At 73.5% G+C, this 13,283-nt stretch carries 8 protein-coding genes; 2 read left to right on the plus strand and 6 right to left on the minus strand.

Annotated features, from left to right (window positions below):
• Window positions 1-269 precede the first annotated feature (269 nt).
• The 4 genes from AC07A4_RS22890 to AC07A4_RS22905 all read right to left on the minus strand — a co-directional run bounded on the left by AC07A4_RS22890 (window position 270) and on the right by AC07A4_RS22905 (window position 4,835).
• A complete protein-coding gene (locus tag AC07A4_RS22890) occupies window positions 270-1,535 on the minus strand; it encodes a glycoside hydrolase 5 family protein (RefSeq protein ID WP_478601555.1) in 1,266 nt (421 codons plus the stop codon).
• A gap of 85 nt (window positions 1,536-1,620) precedes the next feature.
• Window positions 1,621-2,442, minus strand: coding sequence for a carbohydrate ABC transporter permease (locus AC07A4_RS22895; RefSeq protein ID WP_478601712.1), 822 nt, complete (start codon window positions 2,440-2,442; stop codon window positions 1,621-1,623).
• Window positions 2,443-2,531: 89 nt separating this feature from the next.
• Window positions 2,532-3,506: a carbohydrate ABC transporter permease gene (locus tag AC07A4_RS22900; protein ID WP_478601557.1), complete on the minus strand. Its 975-nt coding sequence runs from the start codon at window positions 3,504-3,506 to the stop codon at window positions 2,532-2,534.
• Between the two features lie 24 nt (window positions 3,507-3,530).
• Entirely contained in the window at window positions 3,531-4,835 is a 1,305-nt protein-coding gene (locus tag AC07A4_RS22905; RefSeq protein ID WP_478601559.1) for an extracellular solute-binding protein, read from the minus strand.
• Window positions 4,836-5,245: 410 nt separating this feature from the next.
• Between AC07A4_RS22905 and AC07A4_RS22910 the strand changes: the two genes are divergently transcribed.
• Window positions 5,246-6,271, plus strand: coding sequence for a LacI family DNA-binding transcriptional regulator (locus tag AC07A4_RS22910; RefSeq protein ID WP_478601561.1), 1,026 nt, complete (start codon window positions 5,246-5,248; stop codon window positions 6,269-6,271).
• Between the two features lie 21 nt (window positions 6,272-6,292).
• Here AC07A4_RS22910 and AC07A4_RS22915 read toward each other — a convergent pair whose 3' ends face one another.
• Window positions 6,293-6,976, minus strand: coding sequence for a hypothetical protein (locus AC07A4_RS22915; RefSeq protein ID WP_478601563.1), 684 nt, complete (start codon window positions 6,974-6,976; stop codon window positions 6,293-6,295).
• The gene (locus tag AC07A4_RS22920) at window positions 6,970-10,821 is read right to left on the minus strand and encodes a CHAT domain-containing protein (protein WP_478601565.1); all 3,852 of its coding nucleotides are present in this window, start codon (window positions 10,819-10,821) and stop codon (window positions 6,970-6,972) included. Before AC07A4_RS22920 ends, AC07A4_RS22915 begins: the two co-directional genes overlap by 7 nt.
• A 330-nt stretch (window positions 10,822-11,151) precedes the next feature.
• Here AC07A4_RS22920 and AC07A4_RS22925 point away from each other — a divergent pair, with 330 nt between their 5' ends.
• Window positions 11,152-12,837, plus strand: coding sequence for a hypothetical protein (locus tag AC07A4_RS22925; protein ID WP_478601567.1), 1,686 nt, complete (start codon window positions 11,152-11,154; stop codon window positions 12,835-12,837).
• Window positions 12,838-13,283: the final 446 nt, after the last annotated feature.

The following is a 13,283-nucleotide window of genomic DNA, read 5'->3' on the forward strand; positions in this document are numbered from 1 at the left end:
CCTGCCGGGGGCCTCCCCAATCCCGCCCCTTTCCCGAAACCAGGGGGCTCCGCCCCCTGGACCCCCGTTTATCGCCGCTCCGCGGCTCGTCCTCAAACGCCGGACGGGCTGAAGATCCCCGGCCGTGGCTGAGACGGATTTCAGCCCGTCCGGCGTTTGAGGACGAGGCCGAAGGCCGATTGCTTTGAGCGGGGGAACGGGGGCAGCCGCACCCGGAGCGGGAAGGGGCGGGCCTGGGGCGCCCCGCGAGGGATCAGGCCAGGCGGCGGTCAGAGGACGTCGGCCGGGCGGATCACCTCCGTGATGCCGCGCTCCGCCAGGTACCCCCCGTCCCCGGCCCGTTCGGCGAGAACGAGCGCGGGCCGCACCCCCTCCCCCACCAGCCGAGCGAACGCCTCGAAGACGGCCCCACCGGGAGCACACACGGAGCGCCGCGAGGCACGGGGGCCGACATCGACCACCACGGCCGTGCTCCGCACCGCGGGCGCAGGCCACCGCTCCTTCGCGAGCCGCGCCAACGCGGCCCCGGCGGGCTTCACCCTGCCCTCGTTCGTCAGCAGGCCGAGGTTGTACTCGAGTTCGGGGAAGTCGGCCAGGGAGCGCGACACGTCGTGGGAGCACCACCACGTCACGCCCCACACGTCCGCGCAGTCGAGCGCGGCGCTCACGGTGGCCTCGGTGAACACGGCCGCGTGCTCCGCCGGGATGAGCGGGGCGGGCGCGCCGACCTCCTGGAGCCACACGGGCCGCCGCGGGTCGAGGGCCCACGCCTTGGACAGCTCGATGAGGTACGCGGCGTGCTGCCCGGTGGCGACGCCGTCGCGCCCGTGCCGCTGCGCGGTGCCGTTGAACACCCAGGAGTGCACGGCGGTGACGGAGCCGAGCCGCGCGGCCTGCGCGGGGGTGAAGGGCTGGTCGTCCTGGTACCAGGCGGCGTCGTACTCGGCGTGCAGGTGGAGCCGCCCGGGGGCGCCCTCCTCGCACGCGTCGAGCACCTGCCGCAGCCAGGCTTCGGCCTGCTCCTGGGTGATGCGGTCGGGGTCGGGGTGCGGCCCTGAGGCGAACTGGTTGATCTCGTTGCCGATGGTCATGCCGATGAAGTTGGGCCGGTCCGCGAGGGCGGCGGCCAGGGTGCGCAGGTACTCCCGCTGGCCGGAGACCACGTCCGGGTCGGTGAAGAGGTTGCGCCGGTGCCAGGTCTGGGTCCAGGCGGGCAGGAAGTCGAAGCTGGACACATGGCCCTGGAGGCCGTCGACGTTGACGTCGAGCCCGCGCTCGGCGGCGGCGTCGGCGAGGGTGACGAGCTGCTCGACGGCGCGCGGGCGGATCAGAGTGCGGTTGGGCTGGAAGTACGGCCAGATCGGGAACACCCGGATGTGGTCGAGGCCGAGCGCGGCGATGGCGTCGAGGTCACGGCGTACGGCGTCGGGATCGAAGTCGAGCCAGTGGTGGAACCACCCTTCGCTCGGGGTGTAGTTGGCGCCGAAGCGGGGCGGCGCGGCGGGGGCCGTACCGGAGGTTTCTTCTGACGTCATGCGGATCCTGGTTCTCCAGAACGTGTCCGAGGACGTGCCCGAGGACGGACGTGCCCGAGGACGGTGCGGGTGGTGCGGGCGGGTGTCAGCCCTTGACCGCGCCCTCGCCGACCCCGCGGAAGAAGTACCGCTGGAGGCAGGCGAACAGGACGATCAGCGGCAGCACGGCGATGACGGTGCCCGCGGCGACGAGGCGCTCGTCGTTGGCGAAGGTGCCGTGCAGATAGTTGAGGCCGATGGTGAGGGTGAACTTGTCCGGGTCGCTCAGGACGATCAGCGGCCACAGGAAGTCGTCCCAGGCACCCATGAACGCGAAGATCGCGACGACGGCGAGGGTGCCCTTCACAGCGGGCAGCGCGATGCGCACGAACCGCTGCCACACGTTCGCCCCGTCGACGAACGCCGCCTCCTCGATCTCGTACGGGACGTTGAGGAACGCGTTGCGCATCAGCAGGACGTTCAGCGCGGACACGCAGCCCGGAAGGAGCACGCCGATGAGGGTGTTGTTCAGGCCGAGGTCCCGCATGGTCGTGAACTGGGCGATGATGATGCCCTCGACGGGCACCAGCATGGCAAGGATGAACACCAGCGTGGCCGCCTTGCGGCCGCGGTAGCGCAGCCGGGCCAGGGCGTATCCGGCGAGGGCCGCGCCCACGCAGTTGGTGAAGACGTTCGCGGCGGCGACCTTCAGGGAGTTGAAGGCGTAGTCCCACACGGGGATGGTGTCGGAGACGCGCTCGTAGTTGTGCAGCGTCGGGTCGGAGGGCAGGAACTTCGGCGGGGAGCTGAAGATGTTCTCGTGCGGGCCCTTCAGGGACGTCGAGAGCTGCCACAGGAACGGGCCGACCATCAGGGCGAGGACGGCGAGCAGCAGCAGATAGCGCAGGGCCAGTTCCCAGACGGGCATGCGCCGCCCGTTCTCGTCCCGCACCCGCCACTTGCGGGCGCGCGGCGCGGAGCCCCGCCCGGGAGCCGCCTCGGTGTCCGTGGTGTGCGTCACCGGTCCTCCTTCCGGTCCGCGCGCAGCACGAGCAGCATCAGCGCGACGGTGACGACGAAGATGACGACGGAGATCGCGGAGGCGTAGCCCACCCGTCCTGTCAGGCCGGTGCCGGTGCGCTGCACCAGCATCACCAGGGTGGTGTCCTCGCCCGCGGGCCCGCCGGTCGGGCCCGCCATCAGATACACCTCGGAGAACACCTTGAACGCGGCCACCGAGGACAGCGCGGCGACCAGGACCATGGTGGAGCGCACGGCGGGCACGGTGACGCTGAAGAAGCGGCGGACCGGTCCCGCGCCGTCGACGGCGGCGGCCTCGTGCAGCTCACGGGGTACGTTCGCGAGCGCCGCCAGGTAAATGATCATGTAGTAGCCGAGGCCCTTCCAGACCGTGACGGCCATGGCGGAGAACAGCAGCAGCCACTGGTCGCTGAGGAAGCCGACCTTGCCGACGCCCACCGCCTCCAGGACGGCGTTCACCAGGCCCCGCTCGTCGAGCATCCAGACCCAGATCAGGCCGACGACGACGATGGAGGCGACCACGGGGGTGTAGAACGCGGACCGGAAGAACGTGATGCCGGGGATCTGCTTCTGCACGAGGAGCGCGAGGAGCAGCGGCAGGATCACGAGCGCGGGCACCACCACGAGGACGTACAGGGTGCTGTTGCGCAGGCCGATCCAGAACATCTCGTCGTGCAGGAGCTCGCGGAAGTTGGCGAGGCCGACGTACTCGCCGTCCACCAGCTGCCGCTTGTCGGTGAAGGCGTTGGCGACGGTGCTGACGAACGGGTAGAGGATGAACCAGCCGACGATCACGAGGCCGGGGGCCGCGAACAGCCAGGGGCTGGTGGGCAGTTGGCGGCGGACTCGGCGGCGACGGGCGCCCGCATCCCCGGCGGCGGTCCGCCGGCCGGCCGCGGCGGCTCCACCGGCGGGCCGCACCGGGGCGGCGGCGGAACTTGGACTCTTCATGGCTGACGTTCCCTGGCTCGCGGATCAGCTCTGCTGGAGCAGCCGGTCACACTGCTTGACAGCGTTGTCAAGCGCTTCCTTGGGGCTCTCCTTGCCCTGCAGCGCCTTGGCGACGGAGTTGCGCAGAGCCACCTTCATCTGCTCGCTGAACAGCACGGGCGTGTAGTTCACGGCCGTCTTCAGGGACTTGGCGGCGGCGATCCGCACGCGCGTCGCGTCGGTGCCGTCCTCCTTGGTGAAGTACGGGTCGTCGAGGGAGCCCTGGGTGCTGGGGAAGATGGCGACCTTCTTGGCGAAGGACATCTGGCGCTGCGCGTCGGTGACGAAGTGCGCGAAGGCGACGGCGGCGGGCGTCTGCTTGGTGCGCTTGTTCACCATCACGCCCATCACGTACATGTTGTCCTTGCCGGTGCTGCTGATCTGCGGCGTGATGCCGATGTTCTTGTACAGGCCCGGGGCGTCCTTCTTGAACTTCTCCAGGTCCAGCGCGCTGCCCGGGTTCATGGCGACGGCCTCGGTGAGGAACTTCTTGCCGGTCGACTCGGGCGTGGCCGTGAGCGCCTGCGGGTCAAGCGCCTTGGCGTCGTACAGCTTCTTGTACTTGGTGAGCAGCTCGACGCCCTTCGCGTCGTTGAAGGTGAAGGCGGTGCCCTCCTTGTTCATCAGCGGGACGCCGTAGCGGCCGAAGTCCTCGACGGTGGGGACGTTGGCGAGGGTCGCGATGTCGCCGTCGCTCTTCTTGGAGATCTCCAGGGCGTCGTCGAAGAGCTCGTCGTACGTCTTCGGCGGCTTGGCCGCGTCCAGGCCCGCCTCCTTGAACAGCCGCTTGTTGTAGAACAGCGGCCCGGTGTTCAGGTACCAGGGGAAGGCGTACGTGCCCTCGAGGCCCGGGACCTCGTGGCTCTTCCAGGCGCCCGGCAGGTACTCCTTCTCGTACTTGCCCGCCGCCTTGTCGAGGTCGAGCGCGATGCCCGCCTTGGCGAGCGGGGCCACCAGGTCGGGCGAGACGTTGACGACGTCGGGCAGGGTGCCTCCGGCCGCGTCGGCGCTGATCTTGTCGGCGTAGCCCTCGCCGGGCTGGTCGACCCATCTCACCTCCGTGCCCGGGTACTTCTTCTCGAAGTCGTCGACCAGGCCCTCGAAGTACGACTTGAAGTTCGCCTTGAGGTTCCAGGTCTGGAAGGTGATCTTGCCCTCGACCTTGCCGGAGGCGTCGGTCGAGCCGCCGTCGTCATCGCCGCCGCAGGCGCTCAGGGGCAGCAGGACGGCGAGTGCGGCAGCGGCGGTGACCGCCCTGCGAGGGCTGCGGGATATCCGGAAATGACGCACGGTGAACGGCTCCTTTGCTCGGCCCGGCGGGTGGCGGCGGCGGCCACCGGAGGCGATGGCGGCCGCGACGAATCGCGCCGAGGCAGACCCTGCACGGCGTTCCGGTGAAAAGTCAATGGATGCGCCGGGATTCGCTTTTCCCGCTCCCGTTCTCATCTGCTAACTCGCAGGTCAGACAGGTGCGTTGAATGCCTTGCCAGGATCAGCTAATGCGCTTTAGGGTGTGCGAGCTCAAGCGCATTAGTACGCACCGCTGTCGTGCCGTCGTGGCCGTAGTGGCTCGTGACCGTCGCGGCCGTCGTGGCCGTGTTGGGGGCGCGAGCCGTCCTCGCGGGCAGTGACACGCGGTCGCCGCAGGCAGAGAGGGGCAAGGGGTGCAAGGCAAGCGGTCACCGGCGCGCCGGCCGACCATGAAGGACATCGCCCGGCGCGCCGGGGTCTCCGAGAGCGCCGTCTCCTTCGCGCTCAACGACCGGCCCGGGGTGTCCGAGGTGACCCGCGACCGGGTGCGCAGGGTCGCCGAGCAGCTGGGCTGGCGGCCGAGCACCGCGGCGCGCGCCCTGTCCGGCGAGGGCTCGGCGACGGTCGGCCTGGTGGTGGCGCGGCCCGCCGCCACGCTCGGCGTCGACTCGTTCTTCCTCCAGCTGATCTCGGGCATCCAGGAGGTCCTCGCCGAGCGGCAGCTGGGCCTCCTTTTCCAGGTGGTGGAGGACGTCGAGGCGGAGTGCGCGGCCTATCGCCGCTGGTGGGCCGAGCACCGCGTCGACGGCGTCCTGGTCGTGGACCCGCGCACGGACGACCCGCGCCCCGCGCTCCTGGAGGAGCTGGGGCTGCCCGCGGTGGTCACCGGCGGCGTGCCCGACGCCGAACGGCCGCCGCGCTCCGGCCTGTCGACGGTGTGGGCCGACGACGCGGGCGCGATGGCGGCCGTCGTCGGCCATCTGCACGCGCTCGGCCACCGGCGGATCGTGCACATCGCCGGGCTTCCCGGCCTCGCCCACACCGAGCGGCGCGTGCGCACCCTGCGCGCCGAGGCCGAGCGCCGGGGCCTCAGCGGGGTGCGCTCGGTGACCACCGACTACTCGGACGCGGAGGGCGCCGCCGTGACCCGCCGCGTCCTGCGCTCCACCACCCCGCCGACGGCCCTGGTCTACGACAACGACGTGATGGCCGTCGCCGGGGTGGCCGCCGCGGCCTCCCTCGGCTTCGCCGTGCCCGCCGACGTGTCGGTCGTGGCCTGGGAGGACTCGGCGCTGTGCCGCATGGTGCACCCCTGGCTCACGGCCCTTTCCCGGGACACGGTGTCCTTCGGGCGGACGGCGGCGCGCGAACTCCTCGGCCTCCTCGACGACGCCCCCGCGGGCACGGTGCAGGTGCCACTGCCGACGCTCATCGAGCGGGAGAGCACGGGCGCGGTGCGCCTCGCCGACGACTGAGGGAGGCCCCGGCGCGCCGCGTCACGCGAAGCGGCAGCGGCTCTCGATGCCGCCCAGCTTGCCCGTCAGGCGGACGACCCGGCCGATGCCCTTGGGCACGATCCTGGCGCGCAGGGTGACCGCGGCCTCGACGGGGGCGCCGTCCGGGGCCGAGACGAGGAGCCGCAGTTCCTCGTTCACGTGCAGGAACTCGCGGTCGGAGGTGCGGAAGTCCCAGTAGGCGGTGGTGAATCCGACGCCGGACGACGTGATCCGCGGGCAGTACACCGTCTTGCGCCGGGTGACCTGCGGGGAGAGCTGGGCGCCGAGCGCGGAGGCCGCGACGTTGAAGCTGAGGCCCGCGCCCATGGTGGTCTCCAGCTCCACCGGGCTCTCGCCCTCCACCAGGGTGGGCGACATGTCCGCCACCAGGGCGCCGGGTGACACGGACAGGTCGATCACCAGGCGCGACCAGCGCACATCGGTCTCGGGGTGCGTCTGGACCACGCAGATCAGCGGGATGTCGTAGCCCGCACGGCCCGCGGCCGCGCCGGGCACCCGCCGGACCTCGCCGCGGGCAAGGCCGATGCGGGTCTCGCGCCGCAGCAGCCGCACGGTGGTCTCGTCGACGGGGGCGGCGTCCCGGTCCCGCTCGTCCTCCTCGACGGCCGGGGTGACGAGGTCGAGCAGCTCGAATCCGGCGGGCAGTCCGGTGGCGGTCAGCATGCGGTGCTCCCAGGGGTCGTGGGACGGGGGTCGACGCTCGGGGCGCGCCAGTCGCCGAGCAGGCAGAACGGCGCCCAGCTCTCCAGCCGGCCGCCGCCGACGCGGTCGCGGGCGGCGAGCGTGGCGGTGCGCAGCGCCTGGCCGGGGGCCGCACCGGCCGCGGTCAGGTCGTGGAAGTCGCCCATGAGGGCCGCCGTCGTGGCGTCCGGGACCCGCCACAGGCTCATCACCAGGGACCGTACGCCCGCGAACAGCAGGGACCAGCTCAGGCCGAGGGTGTCGTCGGTGCGGCTGGTGCGGCCGAGGCCGGTCTCGCACGCGGACAGGACCGCGAGCCGCACGCCGTGCCAGTCCTGCCGCAGGATGTCGCGGGCCGTCAGGACGCCGTCGGCGAGGACGAGCCCGGAGGACAGCGGGTCCTCGGCGTCGAACGAGGCGTGGCAGGCGGCGTGGAACACCGCGGCGCCGGGCAGGCCGCGAAGGACCGCGGCACGCGTCGCGCCCTCGCCGAGCAGCGGCGCGCAGCCGAGCCGCTCGGCAAGGGCCTTGGCCTCGCCGCGCGCGTGCGGCAGATCGCCGCCCGGGTCGCCGAGGACGACGGCGCCGCCGCCCGCGACGGGCGCGCGGTGGTCGAGCGTGCGCAGCAGCGACACCGTGGGCAGATACGCGACGGGGTTGCGGTCGATGAGGGTGCCGGAGCCGTCGGGGCACAGGGCGTGGAAGGGCACGTGGTGCAGGGCGCCGGTGGGGCAGATGAGGACCGTGTCCTCGGGGCGGGTGAGCCCGGCCAGGGGCGCGACGAGCGGGTCGAGGACGCGGTGGAAGAGCCCCGGCATGTCCTCGGCCATCTCGCGGACGCTGCCCGCGCTGCCCAGGTTGTCCTCGATGAAGCGCAGTACCGCGGCGCCGTCGGCGTCGATGGGGGTCACGCACACCGGGGTCCCGTCACCGCCGCCGTCACCGTCGCCGCCGACCGTGAACAGGGCGATCTGTCCGGTGTCGAGCAGCGCGTACGAGGCCACCACGGTGCGCTGCCCGGCGAGTTCGGCGGCGACCGCGCCGGGGGCCATGACGCTGGCGCGGCGCACCGCGACGTACTCCTCCGCGCGCGGCCCGCGGGCGGCGAGGTCCCGCCACACCGCGTCGAGCCGCGCGGTGAGTTCGTAGTGGCGCTTCCAGTCCACGGTGGGGGCGGCCGCGACGGCGGCGCGCTCGCTCAGGAGCGCGGCCTCGTCGTCGAGCAGGGCGCGCGGGACGCCGTCGGGCGCGCGCAGCTGGGCGGTGCTCATGGCGTCGAGCAGGGACCGGGCGCGCAGCCGCTCGGAGGCGGTGAAGGCGGCGGCGATGTGGTGGCCGGGGTCCTTGGACGGGTCGGGCTCCGCGCCGTCCCCGGCGGCGTCCGGCTCGGCCTCCCGCGCGGCTTCCCGCTCGGCGCGCTGGAGGCGGAAGCGGGTGAGGAGTTCATACGCCTCGGCCCGTTCGTCCTGCAGGTGCATGCGGCGTTCGGGGTTCGGCTCGGCGGCGCGCACCAGGTCGGCCAGGTCGACGCCGAGTTCGAGGACGTCGGTGGCCGTGTACGTCTCGCCGGACTCCCAGGCCGCGTGGGCCATGGGCAGGATCGCGGGCCAGGCGCGCTCGGCGGACAGCACGCGGTGCCCGGTCGTCGCCGTGGGCTCGCCGCGCGGCGCCCAGAACAGGGGGTCGCCCTTGCTGCCCGGGACGCCCGAGAGGCGCAGGACCTGTTCGTAGGCGAGCACGGCGATGCCGAGGTCGGGCCAGCGGCGCAGCACGGAGGCGGTGGCCAGCCAGTCCTGGGCCAGGCGGTCGGCGTTGCCGGAGTTGCGGGCGCGGGCCTCGGCGAGGTGGTGCAGCGCCATGCGGGGCAGGCCGAGTTCGCACAGGACGGTGCCCAGGTAGTGGTGGACGGTGGCGAGGGCGACGGGCACGGGGACGCGCAGCGCCTCGCGTTCGGCGAGCGGCAGGGCCTGGTGGAACCAGCTCAGGGAGCGCTCCTCCTCCCCCAGTTCGTGCCAGGCGACGGCGAGTTCCACGAGGGAGACGATCCGGTCGTGGTCGCTGGCCGGGACGTCGGCGGTGATCTCGTCGAGCCTGCGCTGGTAGTCCTCCGCCGCCGCCGCGTCGCCGCAGCGGCGCGCGACCCGGGCGAGGGATGCGAACAGCGCGGCCCACACTTCCAGGTGGTTGTACTCCTCGAAGCCGAGCCAGGGGTCGCGGCCCGCGCGCTCGCGCTCGTGCTCGTCGGCCTCCAGCCAGCGCTCGGCCTGGCGCAGCAGGTCGTAGGCCTCGCTGTAGCGCCCCATGTCGTCGAGGACACCCGCGGCCTGCTTCAGGGCGTCGGCGAGCAGCCGTGCCCGGCCCGGTTCCTCCTCCTCGCCCGTGGGCCACTGCGTGTCCAGGTGCTCGGCGATCTGCACGCCGCGCCGGGCGAGCAGCAGGGAGCGCTCGAAGTCGCCCGCCTTGAAGGCCCATTGGAAGACCATCGTCCGCAGGATGTCGACGGCCTCCTGCCAGTGTTCCGGGGCCTCGTCGCGCAGCCAGTCGGTGAAGCGGCCGTCGTCGGCGGCGGCGTCGAAGAGGGCGGCGGCGCCGGGCACGCGCTCGCGCATGGCGGCTTCGAGCTCGGCGGGCAGCTCGGCCTTGACGCCGGTGCCGCCGACCGGTCCGGACGTGGGCAGTCCGATGGGGCCGCCGTAGGGGGCGCCGAAGCGGGCCGGGGCGTGCGGCGCGGGAACCTCGGGCTTCCCCGCGTTCTCGGCGTTCTCGGCGTTCTCGGTGTTCCCGGTGTTTCCGGTGTTTCCGGTGTTTCCGGTGTTTCCGGTGTTTCCGGTGTTTCCGGTGTTTCCGGGGGTGGCCGCCGGTGCGGCGGGCGGGGTGGTCTCGGCGGTCTGGGGCGGGGCGCTCGGTTCGGTGCGCGGCGGGAGTCCGTCGAGTGCCTGCCGTGCCCCGCCGTAGCCGGGGTCGATGGCCAGCGCGCGGGTGTAGCAGCGGCGGGCCTCCTCCGTGCCGTCGAGGCTGTCGCGGAAGGTGTCGCCGAGGAACCGCCACGCCATCGGTGTCTCCTCGACGGCGAGGGACTCCTGGAAGTGGACCCGGGCGAGGCCCATCTCACGGCGTACGTAGTGCACGTCGCCGATCATGAGCAGGGCCAGGGAGCTGTCCGGGTCGACGGCCAGGGCCTGTTGGTAGTAGCGGGCCGCGTCGGCGTACTCGCCGCGGTGGAAGTGGTGTTCGCCGCGGCCGATCAGCTCCTGTGCCTCGCGCTGGATCCGGGTCACCAGGGGCACGCCGAGGACCTTCGCCACCTTGGCGGCGATCAGGGGCTCGTCCTCGGCCAGGAGCCGCAGCCGCTCGGCGCCGTCCGGGCTGCCCGCGATCATCGCCGCCCAGATCTGGGTGCGGATCTCGCCCGGCGGTACGTTTCCGGTCTGGGGGTCGATGAGGAGCTTGCCGTCCTCCAGGACCGCGAACACCGGCTGCGGTGCGGGTGGCGCGGGGGCGTTGCCCGCGGAGGGCAGGCCGTCGTTGACCCGGCGGCCGCCGGTAATGCGGGCCAGCTCCTCGTCCCAGCGCTGGGCCTCGGGGTGCATCCGCCCGGAGAGCAGCAGCACGATCAGCTCGACGAAGGGCTCGTCGTCCGGCCCGGGCGGGTCCGCGATGCGGGAGCGCAGCAGCGCCACGGCGTCGTCGAGGCGGTCGGCGGCGGCGTACGCGCGGGCGAGGAAGCGCACGGCTTCCCGGTCGTCGGGGTCGTCGGCGAGGAGGTCCGTGAGCACCTGGATCTCGCGGGCGACCGCGCGCCGCTCACGCAAGTGCACGGCGAGCACCCAGCGAAACGAAACGGCTCCCGGGAAGCCCGCGAGCACCCGATCCCCAAGCCCCGCCCAGGCAGCGACCCCATCCCGAACCCCTCCCCGACCGGGCACACCTCCGCCACTGCCACGGCCGGTCTCACCATCGGTGCTGCCACGGCCGGTCTGGCTGCCCGTGCTGCCACGGCCGGTCTCACCACCCGCACTGCCGCGGCCGGTCTCACCACCGGTACTGCCGCGGCCGGTCTCGCTGCCCGTGCTGCCGCTGCCGGACCCGCCGCCCGTGCTGCCACGGCCCGGCTCGGCGCCCACGCCGTCCCGGCCCAACTCGCCGTCCACACCGACGTGGCTCGACCCACCATCCGCGCCGCCCAGGCCCGACCCACCAGCCGCGCCGCCCGGGCCCGACCCGCCGTCTACGCCGACTCGGCCAAGCCCGCCATCCACGCTGGCCCACCCCGGCCCGCCAGCCGCGCCGCCCGGGCCCAACTCGCCGTCTACGCCGACCCGGCCAAGCTCACCGTCCGCGCTGGCCCGCCCCGACCCACCATCCACACTGCCCAGGCCCGACCCGCCGTCAACGCCGACCCGGCCCAGCCCGTCCTCCACACCGCCCCGGTCCGGCCTGTCGTCCACACCGACCCGGCCCAGCCCCCCATCCACGCTGGCCCGCCCCGACCTGCCATCCGCGCCGCCCGGGCCCAACTCACCTTCCACACCGCCCCGGTCCGGCCCGTCACCCACACCGACCCGACCCAGATCGCCATCCGAACTGACCCAGCCAAGCTCACCATCGATACCGACCCGGCCCAACTCGCCGTCCACGCCAACGTGGCCCCGCCCGCCATCCGCGCCACCCAGGCCCGACCCGCCGTCAACGCCGACCCGGCCCAGCCCGTCCTCCACGCTGGCCCACCCCGGCCCGCCAGCCGCGCCGCCCGAGCCCAACTCGCCGTCCACGCCGACCCGGCCAAGCTCACCGTCCGCGCTGGCCCGCCCCGACCCACCATCCACACTGCCCAGGCCCAACCCGCCGTCAACGCCGACCCGGCCCAGCCCGTCCTCCACGCTGGCCCACCCCGGCCCGCCAGCCGCGCCGCCCGAGCCCAACTCGCCGTCTACGCCGACCCGGCCCAGCTCACCGTCCGCGCTGGCCCGCCCCGACCCACCATCCACGCCACCCAGGCCCAACTCACCTTCCACACCGCCCCGGTCCGGCCCGTCACCCACGCCAACCCGGCCCAGATCGCCATCCGAACTGACCCAGCCAAGCTCACCGTCGATACCGACCCGGCCCAACTCGCCGTCCACGCCAACGTGGCCCGGCCCGCCATCCGCACTGACCCGGCCGAGATCACCCTCCACGCTGGCCCGCCCCGACGCACCATCTGCGCCACCCGGGCCCGACCCGCCGTCTACGCCGACCCGGCCAAGCCCATCGTCCACACCGACCCGGCCCGGATCGCCATCCGCACTGATCCGGCCAGGCTCACCCTCCACGCTGGCCCGCCCCGACCCACCATCCACGCCGCCCGGGCCCGGCCCACCATCCACGCCGACCCGGCTCAACCCGCCATCCGCGCCACCCAGGCCCGACCCACCGTCAACGCCGACCCGGCCCAGCACATCGTCCACACCGACCCGACCCGACCCAGCATCCGCGCCGCCCAGATCCGACGCACCGTCAACACCGACCCGACCCAACTCCCCGTCCGCGCTGGCCCACCCCGGCCCCTCGTCCGTACCGCCCCGCCCCAGCCCCTCGCCGCCCGGTGCCTCCTCGGAGGGCTCCTCGTGGATGCGGCGCGTCAGCGTGTCCATCCATACCGGCCACAGCTCCGCCCCCGCGCCGGGGCCCCGTCGCCGCAGCCAGGCCGTCAGGGTCGTGGCGGCGGCGGTCTCGTCGGGTTCCTCGGATGCCGCTCGCACCTGGTCGTACGCCTCGCAGCGGGTCGTCACCGCCTCGCGGAGTTCGGGGAGTTCGGTTCCGCACAACTCCTCAAGGGGCGCGAGCAGCTCCTGTGCCGCTAGGGGCGGCTGCGCCGCGGGCGCTCGGTCGGCGTCCTCGTCGGTGAGGGCGGCTCCGATGCCGCCGAGCGCGAAGGAGACGGGGTCGACGGCGGCGGTGGCCGGGTGCGCGGCGAGCGAGAAGTGGCGGTGGGCCTCGTTCCGGTGGCCGGTGGCGTCGGCGGCGATGCCGCGCAGCAGGTGGGTCTGCGCCGTCAGTATCCGCAGGACGCGCTGGGCTTCGGTCCGCCTCGGGTCGCGGTCGACGGCGACCGCGGCGACGACCGCTTCGAGCGCGTCACCGAGCAGCCCGGCCTCCTCGCGGACCCGCCACGGGTCCTCGCACCCCGCCCCGACGGCGCAGACGTCCGCGAGGAGGCCGACCGTCCCGTCGACGGAGCGCTCCGCCACCTCGTCCCTGCGGGCCGGGGGCGGCAGCGCGGACAGCGCCCGCAGGCGCTCGAGCGCGG

This window comes from Streptomyces sp. NPDC043996 (assembly GCF_056435225.1).